This is a genomic window from Mycobacterium sp. ST-F2 (assembly GCF_001905655.1).
Classification (GTDB): domain Bacteria; phylum Actinomycetota; class Actinomycetes; order Mycobacteriales; family Mycobacteriaceae; genus Mycobacterium.
In genome coordinates this window covers 25,600-43,217 of the sequence record NZ_JMHT01000057.1, presented here as the reverse complement: position 1 = coordinate 43,217, position 17,618 = coordinate 25,600, and the positions used below count along the sequence as shown (strand labels likewise).

Below are 17,618 nucleotides of genomic sequence, written 5' to 3'. Positions count from 1 at the left end.
TTTCAGCGGCTCAGAACCACGGAAGGCTGATCTTCGGCAGCCCGATCTTCGGGAAGATCCGCGGGTGCGGCGGGAAGCCGATCTGCGGGTGCGGGATGTCCGACATGTCCGGCAGGCCGATCTTGGGGGCCTTCGGCAGACCGACCTCCGGGTGCGGCAGGTCTTCGGGCTTGGGCAGCTTGGGGGCGCCCAGCTTGGTGAAGTCCGGCAGCTCCGGCAGGCCGGCAGACGGCATCTTCGGCAGGCCGATGCCCGGCAGCTTCGGTGCGGCCAGCGCGCTGAGCGAACCGATCGCCGGTGCACCGATCGCCGGCAGACCGCCGAGGCTCGGAGCGGCAGCCGCGGCCGGTGCCGCGAGAGCAGGAGCAGCGATGGCCGGGGCGGCAGCCGCGGAGGAGACCTTCGCGATGTCGCCGACGGCGGACAGGGTGCCGAAGGTGGCGGCGGTCGCGGCCGGGGCCGCGGCGGCGGCAGCGGGGGCTGCCAGCGTCGCGCCCGCGGGCACTGCGGCTGCCGCGCTGTTCAGCAGAAGACCGCCGAGCCCGGTGATCAGACCGCCCAGACCGGCGTCCAGCACCAGGCTGGGCAGGCTCAGGCCGGGCAGGCCGAGGGACAGCGGCACGGCGACGGTGGCCTCCGGCGGCTGCATGCTCGACAGGTTGATCGGCGGGAAGCCACCCAGGCTCCAGTCGTCACCCCAGTCGAGGCCGTTGTCGTTGTTGCGCGCCGTCTTGCCGGTGTGGCCGGCCGACGAGCTCGAGGTCGAGCTCGAGACGGTCTTGCTGCTGGCCGTGCCGAGGTCACCCGACGGAGTCGTGGCCGACTCGTTGTTCTTGCTGGCCTGCTGCGTCTGCGTCGGCTGTGCCGGGTCGGTGCCCGGGTTGCCCGGGTTCCCGGGGGTCGACGGGCCGGGCGACGCGAAGGCGATGCCCGCCCCGAAAAACGCCACAGCAATCGCGGTAGCCGAGGCCGTTGCCCCCTTGGCGGAAAATTTGAAAGTCATGCGGCGCGAATCCTCCCTGTGCGACCCACGCATCCTATGCCCTAATGCGCGCGATGTCACAGTTAACTAACGAATACCACTGTGACGTGCGGTGATGATGATGCGACGTCATTGACGCAGCAGATTGATTACCGCGCTGAAGTCGAGATCGGGATGCTCGGCGGCAAACTTCGCGTAGATGTCCGCGGCATGGCTGCCGAGGGGTGCCGACGACCCCGTCGAGCGCACCGCAGCCATCGCCAGACCGAGGTCCTTGTTCATCAGGGCGGTGGCGAAACCGGGCTGGAATTCGTTGTTGGCCGGAGACGTGGGGACCGGACCCGGGACGGGGCAGTTCACCTGCACGGCCCAGCAGTTGCCGGTCGCGCCGGTGATCACGTCGAACAGCGACTGCTTGTCCAGGCCGAGGTGCTCGGCGAGGACGAATGCCTCACCGATCGCGATCTGCTGGACGGCGAGCACCATGTTGTTGCACACCTTGGCGGCCTGGCCCGCCCCCGAGTCGCCGCAGTGGATGATCTTGCCGGCCATCGGCTCGAGCACCGTGCGGCCGCGTTCGAAGGCCTCGGCCTCGCCGCCGACCATGAACGCCAGCGTGCCGGCCGTCGCCCCTTTCACGCCGCCCGACACCGGCGCGTCCAGTTGGGCGAAGCCGTGCTCGCCGGCCAGACGGTGCACCTCGCGGGCGTCGTCGACCGAGATGGTGGACGAATCGATGAACAGCGTGCCGGGTGCCGCGGCCGGCAGGACGTCGGCGTAGCAGCGCTTCACCAGATCGCCGTTGGGCAGCATGGTGATGACGACGTCGGCGCCGGCCACCGCCTCGGGGCCGCTGTCGAAGGTCGTCGCGCCGTGCTCTCGTGCGGCCTGCGCGGCGGCCGGGACCGGGTCGAAGCCGTGCACGGTGTGCCCGGCCGCGATGAGGTTGGCCGCCATCGGGCCACCCATGTGGCCCAGCCCGAGGAATGCGATCGTCGCCATCAGTGTGTCCTCCCTAGAGTTCTCGGCGATTTGTGCACGATTTCCCGCGCTCGCCGCGGATTTTCGTGCACAAATCGCTCAGTTGCGTGCGGCGGTCGAGGCCGCCCGACCGATGACCACGCGCATGATCTCGTTCGTCCCCTCCAGGATGCGGTGCACCCGGAGATCGCGGACGAATTTTTCCAGCCCGTACTCGCGCAGGTAGCCATAGCCGCCGTGCAGCTGCAATGCCTGGTCGGCCACCGTGTAGCAGGCCTCGGTCACGTGGAGCTTGGCCATGGCGCACAGTTCGACCTTGCGCGGATTGTTGGTGTCGAGTGCGGTTGCCGCCCGCCACAACATGTTTCGCGAGGTCTCCAAGGCGGTCGCCATGTCCGCGAGGGCGAACCGGATGGTCGGCTCGTCGATCAGGGCCCCGCCGAAGGCCTCACGCGACGCCAGATAGCCGAGCGCCTTGTCGTAGGCGGCCTGCGCGCCGCCCAGGGAGCAGGCGGCGATGTTGATGCGGCCACCGTTGAGGCCGTTCATCGCGATGGAGAAACCGGTGCCCTCGCCGTCCGAGCCGCCGAGCATGGCCTCGGCGGGCACCCGCACACCTTCCAGGATCACCTGGGCGGTCGGCTGGGCGTGCCAGCCCATCTTCTCCTCGTTGGCGCCGAAACTCATTCCGGGCGTGTCCTTTTCGACGATGAAGGCCGAGATGCCGCGTGGTCCGTCGGCCCCGGTGCGGGCCATCACGACGTAGACGTCCGAGACGCCCGCGCCCGAGATGAACTGCTTGACCCCGTCGAGCACGTAGTGGTCACCGTCGCGAACGGCCTTGGTGCGCAAGGCCGCCGCGTCGCTGCCGGCGCCCGGTTCGGTGAGACAGTAGCTCGCGATGGCCTCCATCGAGGCCAGCTTCGGCAGCCACGTCTTGCGCTGCTCCGGGGTGCCGAAGCTGTCCACCATCCACGCGCACATGTTGTGGATCGACAGGAACGCCGCGATGGTCGGATCAGCGGCGGCGAGCTGCTCGAAGATGCGCACGCCGTCCAACCGGCGCAGCCCGCTGCCGCCCACGTCGTCATTGCAGTAGATCGCCGCCATGCCCAGTTCGGCGGCTTCCCGCAGGACGTCGGTGGGGAAGTGCTCGTCGGCATCCCACGCCAAAGCGTTTGGCGCCAGCCGCTTTTCGGCGAACGCGGCCGCTGTTTCGGCGATCACGCGTTCGTCGTCGTCGAGTCCGAAGAGGTCGATGCTCAACGCAGGCCCTTACTTGAAGGTCGGGATCGAGAACTCGGCCCCGTCCTTGATGCCCGACGGCCAGCGCTCGGTGACGGTCTTGACCTTGGTGTAGAACTGGATCGACGCCGTCCCGTACTGGTTGAGGTCGCCGAAGCCGGACCGCTTCCAGCCGCCAAAGCTGTGGTAGGACACCGGAACCGGGATCGGCACGTTGACGCCGACCATGCCGACCTGTACGCGCGAGACGAAGTCACGGGCGGTGTCGCCGTCGCGGGTGAACACCGCGACGCCGTTGCCGTACTCGTGCTCCGACGGCAGGCGCAGCGCCTCCTCGTAGTCGTGGGCGCGGACGATCACCAGGACCGGGCCGAAGATCTCGTCGGTGTAGATCGACATGTCCGGGGTGACGTGGTCGAACAGGGTGGGGCCGAGGAAGAAGCCACCGGACAGGTCGGCATCGTCGAACGTGAGGTCGTCGCTGGCGCGTTCGCGGCCGTCGACCACGAGCTCGGCGCCGGCGTCCACGCCCTGGGCGATGTAGCCCCGCACGCGCTCCAGCGCCGCGCCGGTGACCAGGGGGCCGTAGTCGGCCTTCGGGTCCAGGCTGTGGCCCACCCGCAGTTGGTTGACGCGCTCGACGAGCTTGTTGCGCAAGCGGTTTGCGGTCTCCTCGCCGACGGGGACGGCGACGCTGATGGCCATGCACCGCTCGCCGGCGCTGCCGTAGCCGGCACCGATCAGGGCGTCGACGGCCTGATCCAGGTCGGCGTCGGGCATCACGATCATGTGGTTCTTGGCGCCGCCGAAGCACTGCGCACGCTTGCCGTTGGCGGCGGCGTTCGAGTAGATGTACTGCGCGATGTCGGTGCTGCCGACGAAGCCGACGGCCTTGATGTCGGGGTGCGCCAGGATGGCGTCGACGGCCTCCTTGTCACCGTTGACCACCTGCAGGACACCGGCCGGCAGACCGGCCTCGATGAACAGCTCGGCGAGGCGCAGCGGCACCGAGGGGTCGCGCTCGGACGGCTTGATGATGATGGCGTTGCCACAGGCCAGCGCGGGTCCGGCCTTCCACAGCGGGATCATCGCGGGGAAGTTGAACGGCGTGATGCCGGCGACGACGCCCAGGGGCTGCCGCATCGAGTAGACGTCGATGCCGGATCCGGCGCCCTCGGTGAACTCACCCTTCATCAGGTGCGGGATGCCGACGGCGAACTCGATGACCTCGACGCCGCGCTGGATGTCGCCGAGCGAGTCCTCGAACGTCTTGCCGTGTTCCAGTGAGAGCAGGCGGGCCAACTCGTCCTTGTTCTGGTTCACCAGATCGATGAACTTCATCAGCACGCGCGACCGGCGCTGCGGGTTCCACGACGCCCATTCCTGTTGTGCGACAACGGCACCCGCCACCGCGGCGTCGACGTCGGTGGCCGACGCCAGGAGCACCTGGGCCTGGGTCTGGCCGGTGCTGGGGTTGAGCACGTCGGCGGTGCGGGTCGATTCGCCGGTGGTGCGCCGGCCGTTGATGAAGTGCGGAATCTGGGTGGTCATGACGTCCGTCCAAAGTTATGGAGAGTTCGGGATTCTCGGCTCACGCGCCGGGATACTTGCATATCCTAGTAATTGCGGCCCGGTGTTGGCAAGGGGTTGCCGGCATGGCACCTGCGGCCCTGACCCGCTGTGGTTGCTCCCGGGTATCTGCGCGGTCTGAGACTTCTTTGCGGATGCCTGACCAAATTCGGAAAAACTTGTCAGGATTGATACGGCGAGATGCTCCTACATACAAGCGAGGCCAACCGGGCCGAGCGAAGGAGAGGCGGAGCACAATGGCTACCAAGCTGAAAAGTTCGTTGCTGGAATTGCTGCGGCAGCGGCAGTACCGGTAGCTCTGGCGGGCGCTGGAACCGCGCACGCGAACCCATTGGGAGTGAATCCGGTGCCGCACTACGGCGGCATCTGGATCGGTTGGAGCGGCGGCAGCGGGGGCACCTGGTGCACCTACACCTCCGACTGGTTCACCACGCGGGCCTACCAGAACTCCGCCGGAGAGGCGGGCTTCTTCGTGCCGGGCATTCCGCTCAACCGGTTCTGGGACATCAACGTCAACTGCGACAACGGCGACACCGGCTTCTACCCGGCCTACTACTACTGATGGGGGGAGAACCCCGCCGATGAGCGCGCTTATCGATTGGGACGAAGCACCCGACGAGGAACTCGCCCGCGCGGCCGCCTCGGGCGACCGCGCGGCGTTCGCCGCGATCTATGACCGCTACGCGGACCGGCTCAACGACTTCGTCGTGCGCATGGTCCGGGACAGCGACGCCGCTGCCGACTGCGTCCATGAGGCGTTCTGTACCGCGGCGACCGGGCTGTCGAAGCTCCGCCAGCCCGAGAAGCTGCGGCCGTGGTTGTACGCGGTGTCGCGCTCCCAGGCCTTGCGGCACATTCAGCGCCGCAAGCTCGAACAGCCGGCCGACGACGAATACCTCGACGGCGCGTCGGCCGAGGCCGGTCCGGACGCCCTGGCCGAGCAGGTCGACCTGGCCCAGCTGATCCGCGAGGCCTGCGGTGGCCTCTCGGACCGTGACCGCGAGGTCATCGAACTGAGCTACCGCCACGGGCTCGACGGACCGGAACTCGGCAAGGCACTCGGCGTCAGCCCGGCCACCGCCAACACCCTGACCCATCGCGCCCGGGAGATGGTCGGCCGCTCGCTCGGTGCGTTGCTGGTGGCCCGGCAGACCCAGCAGGACCCGGCACGATGCCCGGGTCTTGCCGCGGTGCTCGATGGTTGGGACGGCACGATGACGGTGTTGATGCGCAAACGCGTCGCCCGGCACATCGAATCGTGTCCCGAGTGCGAATCCGAACGGGGCCGCCGGGTGAGTCCGGCAGCGCTACTGGGCGCCATGCCCTTCATCCCGGCCCCGACGGAGCTCCGGGACACCACGCTTGCGGACATTCAGTTGGTCTGTTGGACAACCGATTTGATCGACGAGACCGACGCCGGGTCGGGCGTCGACGCTGGTACAGGCGCCGACCCCGGTGCCGGCGCCGACCCCGGCGTCGGTACCGCGCCCGCGGAGGAACGACGCCGCCGGCTGGCTCTGCCGATCAGCCTGGCCGCCTGCGCGCTGCTGCTGGTTGCGGGTCTGGTCTGGACGCTGACCGGGCCGGCCCGCCACGGCCGGGAACCGGTCGACAGCGGCATCACGGCGCCCTTGGATACACCCGCGACGACGCCGCTTTCCGCGCCGCCGAGCACCCCGCGGAGCGCGCCGCCCAGCGCGCCAGGGATGCTGGTGCCTGGGATTTCGACCAAATCGGTCGCACCGCCGGTGGTGGTGGTGCCGAGTCAGCAACCGCAGCCCCAGCAGGATTCCCCGGCTGCCGAACCGATGCCGGCACCGCAGCCGTCGCCACCGGATCACACGGCCGGCAGGCCCGGCCCGGTGACGCGTCCACCGATGTCGGTTGCGCCGCCGTCGTTCGAAGCGCCGCCGCCTCCCACCGGCGATGCGGGTTCCGGCGGCCGGCGTTGAGCCGTTGACTCTGACGTGAGGGCGTGTGCCTCTCGCAGAAGTGCGCCTTGGTTGCAGGGTCGACGCGGCTTGGGTGCGTTGGGCCGTTGATCCTGACGTGGGGGCGTGTGCCTCTCGGACAACTGCGCCCTGGGTACAGGGTCAATGAAAAGCCCGCCACGGTAACCACCGTGGCGGGCTTGTGGGTCTGGTGATGTCAGCCGGCATCCAGAGGCAGATTCGGGTTGACGGGCGGGGTCTTTCCGGGGCTCGGAATGGCGAGCGGGCCCTTCAGCGCCGGCGGTTCAGGCTTGGTGGGCGGTTCCTTGGGCGGCGCGACCGGCGGCGCCGGCAGGTTGATGACGATGGGCGGGAACGTGGGCAGTGGTTGTAGCGGCGGTGCCGGGACCACCTCGGGGGCGGGAGCCGGTGGTGCGACTTCCGGGGCGGGTGCGGCCGCGGGTGCCGCGGTGACGACCGGTGCGGCCGGTCGCTGAGGCGCGGCCGCCGGCACGTGGTCGGGAACTACCGGAACGGCCGGTGCTGCCTGCGGGGCAGAGGGCGCCGGAAGTGCCGCCGGCGGCTGCACCAGAACGGTGGGCGCGGCCGCGGGAACGGCAGTCGAGCCGCCGGCGGCCGCCACAGAGGTCCCCGCGTCGAGTGAACTGATCGCGGTGAACGCCACGGCGGCCGACGCCACGATCACACTGGCCGCACCGCCCAGGGCAAGCGCCACGCGGCGCCGGGCCCAGCGGCCGTCGTCGGTGCCGACGGCGACGGTGAGTTCGTCCTCCGGCGCATCGGGTATGTCGAGTTGGTCGCTGTACGCGAGCCGGGAGAAGGTCGCCGAACGCGGGCCGGCGTCTATGGCGTCAGCCGCGATGGTGTTGTCGGTGTCGGGGTTCCACGGGGTCGGTGAATGGTTGCTCATGCTGGTATGAGCACTGCCGGCAGCAGAGTCTGACAAGTTTTTTCGTGGCAATTCGGATTCTTCCGAAAAAAGTGTCCCCGGCGTCCGGGGGTCGCGCTCCTACCTATGACAGAGCCCGCACGGGGCGTCTGCAACACCGAACAAGGAGCGCGAAATGACCAACAACACCCCTGCCAAGCGGCAGTCTCTTGCGAAGCGGGCTGCCGCGGCAGCGCTGCTGTCCGGCAGCATGGCCCTGGCCGGCATGGGCCTGACGGCGGGCACCGCACAAGCCCAGCCGTCCATCCCTGCTCCGCAGACCTGGGGCCACGACTACTGCTCGTGGGCCCGGTGGGACTGGGAGCACTGCCACTACTACTGGCACTGGTACGACTGGGACTGGAAGCACTCCGACCACAAGAAGCACTGACTGGCCGTGATGGCACCCCGCCTGCGCGGATTCGAGACGCAGCCGGGTCCGGTGTTGAACCGGGTCCGGGCTGCTCTCGTTCTCCTCAATGAAGCCAACGCCGATGCTCGTTGATTCGGCAAACCATCTCGCCTTCGCCGGATTAGCATCAGTGCATACCGGCGATCGATCCGGTACGGGAGCCCGTCTCATGACCGCAGTGCCAGATTGGGACATTGTCAGCGACGCCGACTTGGTCGGCGCCGCGCTCTCCGGAGACCGCATGGCATTTGCCGGTATTTATGACCGCTATGCCGACCGGCTCCACGACTTCTGCGTCGGCATGGTCCGGGACCGCGATGCTGCCGCGGACTGCGTCCAGGACGTGTTCTGCACTGCCGCAACAGCTTTGGACAAGTTGCGGGAGCCCGACAAGCTGCGCCCCTGGCTGTACGCGATCGCCAGGAACGAGGCGCTGCGCCGGATCCGGCAGCGGCGCCGCGAAGAACCGTCAGAAGAACTGCCCGACGAGGCGTCCGGGGACGCCGGGCCCGACACGCTGGCAGCCCGCAACGAACTGGCCAAACTGGTCGCCGAAGCGGCCGGCGGGTTGTCCGACCGCGACCGCGCGGTGCTGGAGCTGGGCTACCGCCACGGACTGGAGGGGCCTGAACTTGCCGAGGCCCTCGGCGTCAGTACCGCCAGCGCCAAGAAGATCATGCAGCGGTTGCGCGACACCATGGAACGCTCGCTGGGCGCGCTGTTGGTCGCCCGACGCGGACAGAGTGGTAACAGCTGTGCGGAGTTGGGCGCGATCCTCGCCGGGTGGGACGGGACTTTCACCATCCTGATGCGCAAGCGGATCGCCCGTCACATCGAAAGTTGCCCGACGTGCGATCAGGACCGTCGCCGGATGGTCAACCCGGTCGCGCTGCTCGGCGGCACGCCGCTGTTCATCCCCGCGCCGACCTGGCTGCGCGACCGCACACTGAATCGGATTCAGCTGACCTCGGCGTCGGCCGATCTGGACAGCGCACCCACCGCGGCACATAGTGCGCTGCCGGATGCGCCGACCGAGCAGTTCGCCGCGGCCGACGGGCTCGCCGCGGAACCGGCCGCCAGGCAGCCGAATGGCCGCGTGATGCTGACGATGTCGCTGCTGATCGGCATTCCGCTGATCGTGCTGGCGCTGACCATCGCCTGGCGGTACGAAACCAACGCCCCGGTCGCCCCGAAAGGCGTCACCACCTCCGTCACCCCGCCACCGAGCACGACGCCGGAGAACCCGTTGACCACGACCGTCGCACCTCCTCCCAGCCCGACCGCCGTCGTCACCGCGCCTATCGAGCCGACGACGGTCCTTCCGCCACGGGCGGTCCCGCCGCCGCAGCAGTCGCCGGTGCCGCTGCCGCCGGCCGCGCCGGTCGTGACGCCGCCGCCGTCGCCGCGGCCGTTGCCGACGCACCATCCGCGGCCGCCCGTCGTCTCCGAGCAGCCGTCGCCCAGCCAGACGCCGCCCATCATCACCGAGCCGCTGCCATCGCCAACTCCGACGACACCGACCGGCACGCCCAAGCCGCCCCGCCCGCGGCCGTTGCCCACGGGCCCGATCGGGCCCGTTGAGCCGGCACCGGTGACGACGACGCAGGGACCAATCATCTATTAGCCCGGCCGATGTCGAGCCGAGAAGCAAAGCCCGCCAAAAGTTGTCCCGTCGTGGGTGCCGCGCGACTCCTACCTGTGAGAGCCGCCCATCCGGGACCGCGAGAACGACACAGGAGCACGCCATGTCCACTGCCATGACCGCCACACTGCCGAACCTGGAGTACTCATCCGACCCGGCCAGTGGAAGCCTCCACGGGCTCCCGACGATGCCGTTCGGGGCGCTGGCCTGGTCGCTGGCCGAGTCGGGAGACGCCGAAGAACCTTTGGCGCCGAACCTGATTCCCGCCGCACCGCTCGCGTCGACGCGGCCACCGAAAAGCACACGGAGCGCGCTCGTCGCGGTGGTGTTCGGCGGGGTCACCGTCGCTGCCGCGCTCGGCGCGATCCTCCTCGGCGGCAGCGATGAGCCGTCGACTCCGCTGGCCGTCGTCGACCACACGCGGTCGACTCCGTACGTCGCGCCGGCCGCGGCCCCGATGCCGACCGCCAATCATGTGGCAGGTCCGGCACCGGCGCCGGTGGCCGGCGTGGTGAGCGCGCCCGTCGTCGTCCCGCCGAAGGCCGTCGTGCCGCCGCAGCCGGTTGCCGCGCCGCCCATCGCCGAGGCCCCGAAGCCGACGCAGCGCCGGCCGCACTGGGACTGGCTGCGCCGCATCTGGCAGCACCACGACCAGCAGGACGGTCAAGGCCAAAAGCGCTGAGCGCCAGGCTATCCGCCCAAGCCGAGCGGACCCGCCAGCGCCGTCAGCGTCGGCACCAGCTTGTCCCAGCCGCCCAGCACCTGGACGGTCACGTGATCGGCGCCGGCGTCGAGATGCTCGGTGAGCCGTGCGGCGATGGCATCGGGTGTTCCGTGCGCGACCACCGCGTCGATCAACGCGTCGCTGCCCGGCTTGGCGATGTCGTCTTCGGAGAAGCCGAGCCGGCGCCAATTGTTCAGGTAGTTACTGAGATTCAGGTAGAAGTCGACGGTCTGCCGGCCGATGGCCCGTGCCTCCGCGGTGGCCTCGGCCGATCCGTCGGTCAGCACGACCTTGTGCTCGGGTGCCAGGAACGCGTCCGGCCCGATGAGCTGTCGCGCCTCGGCCGTGTGCTCGGGAGTGGTGAGGTACGGGTGCGCACCGGCGCTGCGATCGGCCGCCAGCCGCAACACCTTCGGGCCGAGGGCCGCGACCACCCGGCGCGCGACCGGAACGCCCGCGGCGTCCAGCTCGTCCAGGTACTCGACGAGGACGTCGTAGGGCTTGCGGTACTCCTTGGTGTGCTCGGGGTGGCCGATGCCGACGCCCAGCACGAATCGTCCCGGGTAGGCCGCCTCGATCCGGTGGTACGACTCGGCGACCTGCCCGGCAGGGGCCGTCCACACGTTGACGATGCCGGTGGCCACCTGCAATTTCTCCGTCGCGGCCAGGATCGGCTCGACGAACGCCAGGTCGCCGGCGGGGGAGCCGCCCGGCCACACCGCGCCGTATCCCAGCTTCTCGATCTCCGCGGCCTGCTCGGGCGTCGGGGCGCCGAACGTCCACACCCCGACGCGACCCAGATCCAGCTTGCTCATGCGTGATCCCTTCAGTTACCGCAGGCCCAGCGGGCCGGCGAGTTCGGTCAGTGCGGGCACCAGTTTCTCCGGCGACGTCAGCACCTGAACTGGTACGTGGTCGGCGCCGGCGTCGAGGTGCTGCTTGAGCCGGGCGGCGATCGCATCGACGGTGCCGTACGCGACCACCGCGTCGACGAGCCCGTCACCGCCGGGCTTGGCGACGTCAGAGTCAGTGAACCCCAACCGTTTCCAGCTGTTGAGGTAATTGTTCAGATTGAGGTAAATCTCCAGGGCCTGGCGTCCGACCGCGCGAGCCTTCTCCGCATCGGTCGTGAGGATCGCCTTGTGCTCGGGCGCGAGGAACGCGTCCGGCCCGATCAATTCACGCGCCTCGGCGGTGTGCTCCGGGGTGGTCAGATACGGGTGTGCGCCGGCGCTGCGGCGGGCCGAGAGCTTGAGCACCTGCGGGCCGAGCGCGGCCACGACGCGGTGTTCCTTCGGGACGCCGTACTCGTCGAGTTTGTCGAGATACTCGTTCAGCGCATCGATCGGCTTCTTGTACTCGGTGATGGCCTCCGGGTGCCCGACGCCGATGCCCAGCAGGAACCGGCCCGGATACGCAGTGTTTATGCGGTGGAACGACTCGGCCACCGGTCCCGCTGCCGCCGTCCAGATGTTGACGATGCCGGTCGCGACCTTCAGCCGCTCCGTCGCGCCGAGCAGTGGCTCGACCCAGTCGAGTTCCGCGGGCGGGGATCCCCCGACCCAGATCGCGCCGTAGCCCAGCGCTTCGATTTCTGCTGCCTGTTGCGGCGTCGCGCCGCGCCCGAATACGCCGTAGCGCCCAAGGTCTGGTTTGGTCACCTTTGCGGCAACTATGGGGCGCGGGCGGCTATTCCGTTCGGCGCGCGGTGATTCGAACTATCCCGTTGTCCCAGCCAGAATTTCTTCTGGCGCGGGTGCGTGCACGGGCAGCGTGACGATGAACGTGGTGTCGCCCGGCTTGGATTCGACGTAGATGTTGCCGTGGTGCTTCTCGCAGATGATGCGCCACGCCAGATCGAGCCCCAGGCCGGTGCCCTCGCCGAACGGCTTGGTCGTGAAGAACGGGGTGAAGATGCGCTCGATGACGTCGGGCGGAATGCCCGGGCCGTTGTCGTTGATCTCGATCCGGACGGTGTCGTCGCCGGCGCGCTTGGTGCGGATCGTCAGCACTCCACAGCCCTTCATGGCCTGCAGTGCGTTGTCGATGATGTTCGTCCACACCTGGTTCAGATCTGCTGGGTAGCACTGCAATTCGGGCAGCGCCGGGTCGTACTCCTTGACGACCTTGACGCAGGTGGTGCCGTCCTTGCCGATGCGGTCACCGAACATCATCAGCGTGCTGCGCAGGAGGTCGTGCACGTTGGCGTTCTGATAGGGGGCCCGGTCCATCTGGGAGTACTGCTTGGCACCGGCCAGCAGCGTCGAAATCCGCTTGCTCGCTTCGGAAATCTCACACATCAGCAGCTCGGTGTCGATGGTGTACTTCAGCCAGCCCAGCGCGCCCTGCAACGTCGCGGACGAGTCGGCGCTCCCGATGGATGACGAAATGCCTTCCAGCCAAGCGACATCCAGGCCGGCGTCGACGAAGGTGGGGGCGTAGTCCCACGCGGACGCGATGTCGTGGTCCTCCAGCCATTCGCCGATCTGGTCTTCACGGTCGGACGCCTCGATGGCCGACAGTTCCTGGGTCCTGGCCTTGGCCACCTGCTCGGCGATGCCCTCCTGGATGCCGACCAGCACCCGCAGCGACTGCGGGCTGACCTGGCCGTCGGCCAGCATGGCGAGCTTGTGGCGCATCTTGCCGATCCGGTCGTGCAGGTCGGCGACGGCGCGGGCGGTCGCGGCAGCCGGGTTGTTGAGCTGGTGGGTCAGCCCTGCCGAGAGCTGGCCGAGCGCGAGGAGCTTCTCGCGCTGGCCGACGATCTGCCGCCCGCGGCGGCCGCCGACCTTGTGGCCCTCCAGCAGGTGCACCGCCATCGGGAATTCCTTGCGCATGAAGTCGGCGTAGGCGTTGGCGTCCAGGACGAAGAACCGCGACGGCTTGGTCACCCGCACCGACGCCTCGTAGACCGGCTGCTCGTCGGGGATGTACGCGGACCAGGCGCCGCAGTACACGCCGCGCATCGAGGTGCGGTTGGTCTCGATGTCGATGCCGCCCGACTTCATCGACATCACCAGCTCGCCGTCGAGCATGACGTAGAAGCAGGTGGCCGGTTCGCCTTCGGTGCAGACGGGGCCGGGCTCGAACGTCGCGATGTGACCGTTGGCGCACAGCGTGTCCAGCTGCTCGTCGGTCAACGCCTCGAAAAGGAACAGCGTTTTCAGTTCACTTCGCGCGCACGTTTCGCCCATACCGGTCTCCTCCTACGTCTCGGCCAGATACCGGTGCACCAGCATCACTGCCATCGAGCCTTCGCCAACCGCGGCTGCGACCCGTTTGGCCGATTCAGCGCGGACATCTCCTGCAACAAACACACCGGGCACACTTGTTTCCAAGTGGTGCGGCGGCCGGTCCAGGTTCCAGCCGCAGACGTCCTTGAGATCCGGGCCGGTGAGGATGAAGCCGTGGTCGTCGCGGGCGATGCCGGCGTTCTCCAGCCACTGGGTGCGCGGGGTGGCGCCGATGAAACAGCACAGGCGCGTCGACTCGACGTGCTCGCGCTCGCAGGTGGCGTTGTTGACCAGCCACAGCCCGGTCAGGTGCCCGTCCTCGCCGCAGGTGTCGACCACCTCGGTGCAGGTCCGGACGCTGATGTTCGGGGTGTTCTCGATCTGCTGGATCAGGTAGTAGGACATCGACGCCTCGAGCGACTTGCCGCGTACCAGCAGCGTCACCGACTTGGCCTGCTGCGACATGAACATCGCGGCCTGGCCGGCGGAGTTCGCGCCGCCGACGATGTAGACGTCCTCGCCGGCGCATTCGGAGGCCTGCGACACCGAGGCGCCGTAGAAGACGCCGTTGCCGACATAGCTGTTGCCGACGCTGTCGGGGTCCTCCCAGCACCCGGCGACCTGCAGATGCCGGTAGTCGACGCCGGTGGCCAGGATGACCGACCGCGCGGTGATACTCCGGCCGTCGTCGAAGGTCAGCGTCTTGCTGGCCAGCGACGAGACGTCCAGCCCGACGACCTCACGGGTGGTGATGACCTCGGCGGCGAAGCGCTCGGCCTGCCGCCGCGCCGAGGTCGTCAGCTCGGCGCCCGAGATGCCGGTCTCGAAGCCCAAATAGTTCTCGATGCGCGAGCTGCGGCCCGCCTGCCCGCCGGTGGTGGTGCGCTCGATCAGGACCGTGCGCAGCCCCTCGGACGCGCCGTACACCGCGGCCGCCAGGCCGGCCGGTCCGCCGCCGATGACGGCCAGGTCGTACATCTCCAACGACGGTGTGGTCGACAGGCCGAGCATTCCGGCCAGCTGCGCGTCCGTCGGCTGGACCAGCGTCTCGCCCTGCTCGGAGATCACCACCGGCAGCTCCAGCCCGTCCAGGCCGGCGGCGGTCAGCAGCTGCTTGCCCTTGGGCTCGTCCGACGCGTACGCGCGGTAGTAGTGCTGGTTGCGGGCCAGGAACTGGCGGACCTCCCACGAGCGGGGATTCCACCGGTGGCCGATCACCTTGGTGTGGGGGACGGCGCGGTCGCCGACCTCATGCCAGGCTTCCAGGAGGCCGTCGATGATCGGGTACAGCTTCTCTTCGGGCGGGTCCCACGGCTTGAGCAGATAGTGGTCCAGGTCGACCAGGTTGATGGCGTTGATCGCGGCGTGGGTGTCCGCGTACGCGGTCAGCAGCACGCGCCGGGCCAGCGGGAACACGTCCATGGCCAGTTCCAGGAAGTCGATGCCGTTCATCTCCGGCATCTGGTAGTCGGCGATGAACAACGCCACGGTGTCGCCCCGCAGCTGTAGCTCGTTGATGGCGACCAGCGCGTCCTGGCCGGATTCGGCGCGCACGATCCGATAGCGCTCGCCATAGTGTTTACGCAGGTCGCGGGCAACAGCCCGGGACACAGCGGGATCGTCGTCGACGGTGAGAATCACCGGATTGCGGGCCGGGGAAGCGGGTCCAGTCATCGCTGTTCATCATGCGCCCTGACTTGCGACGATGATGGAGCCACCTGAGGTTGGCCGGGGTCGTTCACGGATTTTGGTACCTGGGGTCCGAGCGGGTATCGTGGACCAACGGTGCAGCTTCTGCGCCGGCTCTTTGCGTGCTCTGTTCTGAAGTTCCCCGGGAATTGCCCCTCGGAATTTCCAGGCATTAAGTCCACGTTCTTGTAGCCGGGGTGGGCTCTGCGCCAAGCACGGGCGTATGAGATACGAAACCGAAGAACCAGAGGATTACCAAAGAGTATGGCCAAGAAAGACGGCGCCATCGAGGTCGAGGGTCGCGTGATCGAGCCCCTACCCAATGCGATGTTCCGCATTGAGCTGGAGAACGGTCACAAGGTGCTCGCCCATATCAGCGGCAAGATGCGGCAGCACTACATCCGCATCCTGCCGGAGGACCGTGTCGTGGTGGAGCTGTCTCCGTACGACCTGTCCCGTGGCCGCATCGTGTACCGCTACAAGTAACGCCCGCAGCACCACCAATTCAGAACCGAGAAAAGGATCGCTAAGTCGTGAAGGTGAACCCGAGCGTCAAGCCGATCTGCGACAAGTGCAGGGTGATCCGCCGCCACGGCCGGGTCATGGTGATCTGCTCTGATCCGCGGCACAAGCAGCGGCAGGGCTAACTCAGTACTTACTGAGTCACCACCCATAACTGAATGCAGACCTCCCAGTACCACTGAGGGCATCCGGCCCTCAACCACGTCCGGCACGGAGGCCGGACCCCGATAAGACGGGGAACGGACTGGGATCAGACCTCCGCTACGAAAAGGAACACTGCCTGATGGCACGCCTCATGGGCGTTGATCTTCCGCGCGACAAGCGCATGGAGATCGCGCTGACCTACATCTACGGCATCGGCCGTACCCGCAGCCAGGAGATCCTGGCCGCCACCGGCATCGACCGGGACCTGCGCACCAAGGAACTCACCGATGACCAGGTGACCCAGCTGCGCGACTACATCGAAGGCAACCTCAAGGTCGAGGGTGACCTGCGCCGCGAGGTGCAGGCCGACATCCGTCGCAAGATCGAGATCGGTTGCTACCAGGGCCTGCGCCACCGTCGTGGCCTGCCCGTGCGCGGCCAGCGCACCAAGACCAACGCGCGTACCCGCAAGGGCCCGAAGCGCACCATCGCCGGCAAGAAGAAGGCCAGGTAAGTAAATGGCACCCACCAAGAAAGCCGGCGCTGCGGCCAAGCGCGGCAAGCCCACTCGTCGCCGGGAAAAGAAGAACGTCCCGCACGGCGCCGCTCACATCAAGAGCACGTTCAACAACACCATCGTCTCGATCACCGATCCCCAGGGCAACGTCATCGCCTGGGCCTCGTCGGGTCACGTCGGCTTCAAGGGTTCGCGCAAGAGCACCCCGTTCGCCGCGCAGCTCGCCGCCGAGAACGCTGCCCGCAAGGCGCAGGAGCACGGTGTCAAGAAGGTCGACGTCTTCGTGAAGGGCCCGGGCTCGGGCCGCGAGACCGCGATCCGTTCGCTGCAGGCAGCCGGCCTCGAGGTTGGCGCGATTTCCGACGTCACGCCGCAGCCGCACAACGGCTGCCGTCCGCCCAAGCGGCGCCGGGTCTAGGGAGAATCTGAAAAATGGCACGTTATACCGGACCCGCCACCCGCAAGTCGCGCCGTCTCGGCGTCGACCTCGTCGGTGACGATCAGTCGTTCGAAAAGCGCCCCTACCCGCCCGGCCAGCACGGCCGCGCGCGGATCAAGGAGAGCGAATACCGCACCCAGCTGCAGGAGAAGCAGAAGGCTCGCTTCACCTACGGCGTCATGGAGAAGCAGTTCCGCAAGTACTACGAGGAAGCCAACCGCAAGGCCGGCAAGACCGGTGAGAACCTGCTGCAGATCCTCGAAAGCCGTCTGGACAACGTCGTGTACCGCGCCGGCCTGGCCCGTACCCGCCGTATGGCCCGTCAGCTGGTCAGCCACGGTCACTTCACCGTCAACGGTGTCAAGGTGAACATCCCGAGCTACCGGGTGTCGCAGTACGACATCATCGACATCAAGCCGAAGTCGCTGAACACCCTGCCGTTCCAGATCGCTCGTGAGGTCGCCGGCGAGCGTCCGGTGCCGTCGTGGCTGCAGGTTGTCGGCGAGCGTCAGCGCATCCTCGTGCACCAGCTGCCCGAGCGCGCCCAGATCGTCGTGCCGCTCACCGAGCAGCTGATCGTCGAGTTCTACTCGAAGTAGTTTTGATGGATGCCCGCTC

General features: G+C 68.1%; 19 protein-coding genes. 10 read left to right on the top strand and 9 right to left on the bottom strand.

Annotated features, from left to right (window positions below):
* Window positions 1-10: 10 nt before the first annotated feature.
* The 4 genes from EB75_RS19670 to EB75_RS19655 form a co-directional block, all read right to left on the bottom strand.
* A complete protein-coding gene (locus tag EB75_RS19670) occupies window positions 11-1,003 on the bottom strand; it encodes a hypothetical protein (protein WP_142239716.1) in 993 nt (330 codons plus the stop codon).
* A 108-nt stretch (window positions 1,004-1,111) separates the two neighbouring features.
* A complete protein-coding gene (mmsB, locus tag EB75_RS19665) occupies window positions 1,112-1,984 on the bottom strand; it encodes a 3-hydroxyisobutyrate dehydrogenase (protein WP_073696981.1) in 873 nt (290 codons plus the stop codon).
* A gap of 78 nt (window positions 1,985-2,062) precedes the next feature.
* Window positions 2,063-3,223 carry an acyl-CoA dehydrogenase family protein gene (locus EB75_RS19660; RefSeq protein WP_073697062.1) on the bottom strand — a complete coding sequence of 387 codons (1,161 nt, stop codon included), beginning with the start codon at window positions 3,221-3,223 and terminating at the stop codon, window positions 2,063-2,065.
* A gap of 15 nt (window positions 3,224-3,238) precedes the next feature.
* Complete coding sequence (locus EB75_RS19655) at window positions 3,239-4,759, bottom strand: CoA-acylating methylmalonate-semialdehyde dehydrogenase (RefSeq protein WP_061004492.1); 1,521 nt, start codon at window positions 4,757-4,759, stop codon at window positions 3,239-3,241.
* 370 nt (window positions 4,760-5,129) lie between these two features.
* Here EB75_RS19655 and EB75_RS19650 point away from each other — a divergent pair, with 370 nt between their 5' ends.
* Together EB75_RS19650 and EB75_RS29740 are read left to right on the top strand one after the other, a co-directional pair.
* Entirely contained in the window at window positions 5,130-5,360 is a 231-nt protein-coding gene (locus tag EB75_RS19650; RefSeq protein ID WP_142239715.1) for a hypothetical protein, read from the top strand.
* Window positions 5,361-5,379: 19 nt separating this feature from the next.
* Window positions 5,380-6,750, top strand: coding sequence for an RNA polymerase sigma factor (locus tag EB75_RS29740; protein WP_073696980.1), 1,371 nt, complete (start codon window positions 5,380-5,382; stop codon window positions 6,748-6,750).
* 196 nt (window positions 6,751-6,946) lie between these two features.
* Here the strand turns inward: EB75_RS29740 and EB75_RS19640 are convergent, their stop codons facing one another.
* Window positions 6,947-7,660, bottom strand: coding sequence for a hypothetical protein (locus EB75_RS19640; protein ID WP_073696979.1), 714 nt, complete (start codon window positions 7,658-7,660; stop codon window positions 6,947-6,949).
* 154 nt (window positions 7,661-7,814) lie between these two features.
* On the opposite strand from EB75_RS19640, the gene EB75_RS19635 reads away from it, so the two are divergent.
* From EB75_RS19635 to EB75_RS19625, 3 genes are all read left to right on the top strand, one after another.
* Window positions 7,815-8,069 carry a hypothetical protein gene (locus tag EB75_RS19635; protein ID WP_073696978.1) on the top strand — a complete coding sequence of 85 codons (255 nt, stop codon included), beginning with the start codon at window positions 7,815-7,817 and terminating at the stop codon, window positions 8,067-8,069.
* A 190-nt stretch (window positions 8,070-8,259) separates the two neighbouring features.
* Entirely contained in the window at window positions 8,260-9,714 is a 1,455-nt protein-coding gene (locus tag EB75_RS29735; protein WP_073696977.1) for an RNA polymerase sigma factor, read from the top strand.
* Between the two features lie 121 nt (window positions 9,715-9,835).
* Window positions 9,836-10,414: a hypothetical protein gene (locus EB75_RS19625; RefSeq protein WP_073696976.1), complete on the top strand. Its 579-nt coding sequence runs from the start codon at window positions 9,836-9,838 to the stop codon at window positions 10,412-10,414.
* Window positions 10,415-10,422: 8 nt separating this feature from the next.
* Here EB75_RS19625 and EB75_RS19620 read toward each other — a convergent pair whose 3' ends face one another.
* The 4 genes from EB75_RS19620 to EB75_RS19605 are packed head-to-tail and all read right to left on the bottom strand — an operon-like array spanning window position 10,423 to window position 15,363.
* Complete coding sequence (locus tag EB75_RS19620) at window positions 10,423-11,271, bottom strand: LLM class F420-dependent oxidoreductase (protein WP_073696975.1); 849 nt, start codon at window positions 11,269-11,271, stop codon at window positions 10,423-10,425.
* A gap of 15 nt (window positions 11,272-11,286) precedes the next feature.
* Window positions 11,287-12,117, bottom strand: coding sequence for an LLM class F420-dependent oxidoreductase (locus tag EB75_RS19615; protein WP_064858361.1), 831 nt, complete (start codon window positions 12,115-12,117; stop codon window positions 11,287-11,289).
* Window positions 12,118-12,174: 57 nt separating this feature from the next.
* Window positions 12,175-13,650, bottom strand: a complete 1,476-nt coding sequence (locus tag EB75_RS19610; RefSeq protein ID WP_060998925.1) for an ATP-binding protein — start codon at window positions 13,648-13,650, stop codon at window positions 12,175-12,177.
* A gap of 12 nt (window positions 13,651-13,662) precedes the next feature.
* Window positions 13,663-15,363, bottom strand: coding sequence for an NAD(P)/FAD-dependent oxidoreductase (locus EB75_RS19605; protein ID WP_073696974.1), 1,701 nt, complete (start codon window positions 15,361-15,363; stop codon window positions 13,663-13,665).
* Between the two features lie 279 nt (window positions 15,364-15,642).
* Between EB75_RS19605 and infA the strand changes: the two genes are divergently transcribed.
* The 5 genes from infA to rpsD all read left to right on the top strand — a co-directional run bounded on the left by infA (window position 15,643) and on the right by rpsD (window position 17,599).
* Window positions 15,643-15,864 (top strand): translation initiation factor IF-1, encoded by a 222-nt coding sequence (gene infA / locus EB75_RS19600; RefSeq protein ID WP_003886926.1) that lies wholly within the window; start codon window positions 15,643-15,645, stop codon window positions 15,862-15,864.
* Between the two features lie 47 nt (window positions 15,865-15,911).
* Entirely contained in the window at window positions 15,912-16,025 is a 114-nt protein-coding gene (rpmJ, locus tag EB75_RS19595) for a 50S ribosomal protein L36 (RefSeq protein WP_003879483.1), read from the top strand.
* A gap of 158 nt (window positions 16,026-16,183) precedes the next feature.
* Window positions 16,184-16,558, top strand: coding sequence for a 30S ribosomal protein S13 (gene rpsM / locus EB75_RS19590; protein WP_073696973.1), 375 nt, complete (start codon window positions 16,184-16,186; stop codon window positions 16,556-16,558).
* A 4-nt stretch (window positions 16,559-16,562) separates the two neighbouring features.
* The gene (gene rpsK, locus EB75_RS19585) at window positions 16,563-16,979 is read left to right on the top strand and encodes a 30S ribosomal protein S11 (protein ID WP_073696972.1); all 417 of its coding nucleotides are present in this window, start codon (window positions 16,563-16,565) and stop codon (window positions 16,977-16,979) included.
* 14 nt (window positions 16,980-16,993) lie between these two features.
* Window positions 16,994-17,599, top strand: coding sequence for a 30S ribosomal protein S4 (gene rpsD / locus EB75_RS19580; protein WP_060998918.1), 606 nt, complete (start codon window positions 16,994-16,996; stop codon window positions 17,597-17,599).
* The last annotated feature ends 19 nt before the right edge of the window (window positions 17,600-17,618 follow it).

Coding starts and splice junctions, on each gene's coding strand:
- EB75_RS19670 (WP_142239716.1), bottom strand. CDS start 1,003: ATGACTTTCAAATTTTCCGCCAAGGGGGCAACGGCCTCGGCTACCGCG.
- mmsB (WP_073696981.1), bottom strand. CDS start 1,984: ATGGCGACGATCGCATTCCTCGGGCTGGGCCACATGGGTGGCCCGATG.
- EB75_RS19655 (WP_061004492.1), bottom strand. CDS start 4,759: ATGACCACCCAGATTCCGCACTTCATCAACGGCCGGCGCACCACCGGC.
- EB75_RS29740 (WP_073696980.1), top strand. CDS start 5,380: ATGAGCGCGCTTATCGATTGGGACGAAGCACCCGACGAGGAACTCGCC.
- EB75_RS19640 (WP_073696979.1), bottom strand. CDS start 7,660: ATGAGCAACCATTCACCGACCCCGTGGAACCCCGACACCGACAACACC.
- EB75_RS19635 (WP_073696978.1), top strand. CDS start 7,815: ATGACCAACAACACCCCTGCCAAGCGGCAGTCTCTTGCGAAGCGGGCT.
- EB75_RS29735 (WP_073696977.1), top strand. CDS start 8,260: ATGACCGCAGTGCCAGATTGGGACATTGTCAGCGACGCCGACTTGGTC.
- EB75_RS19625 (WP_073696976.1), top strand. CDS start 9,836: ATGTCCACTGCCATGACCGCCACACTGCCGAACCTGGAGTACTCATCC.
- EB75_RS19620 (WP_073696975.1), bottom strand. CDS start 11,271: ATGAGCAAGCTGGATCTGGGTCGCGTCGGGGTGTGGACGTTCGGCGCC.
- EB75_RS19610 (WP_060998925.1), bottom strand. CDS start 13,650: ATGGGCGAAACGTGCGCGCGAAGTGAACTGAAAACGCTGTTCCTTTTC.
- EB75_RS19605 (WP_073696974.1), bottom strand. CDS start 15,363: ATGACTGGACCCGCTTCCCCGGCCCGCAATCCGGTGATTCTCACCGTC.
- infA (WP_003886926.1), top strand. CDS start 15,643: ATGGCCAAGAAAGACGGCGCCATCGAGGTCGAGGGTCGCGTGATCGAG.
- rpsM (WP_073696973.1), top strand. CDS start 16,184: ATGGCACGCCTCATGGGCGTTGATCTTCCGCGCGACAAGCGCATGGAG.
- rpsK (WP_073696972.1), top strand. CDS start 16,563: ATGGCACCCACCAAGAAAGCCGGCGCTGCGGCCAAGCGCGGCAAGCCC.
- rpsD (WP_060998918.1), top strand. CDS start 16,994: ATGGCACGTTATACCGGACCCGCCACCCGCAAGTCGCGCCGTCTCGGC.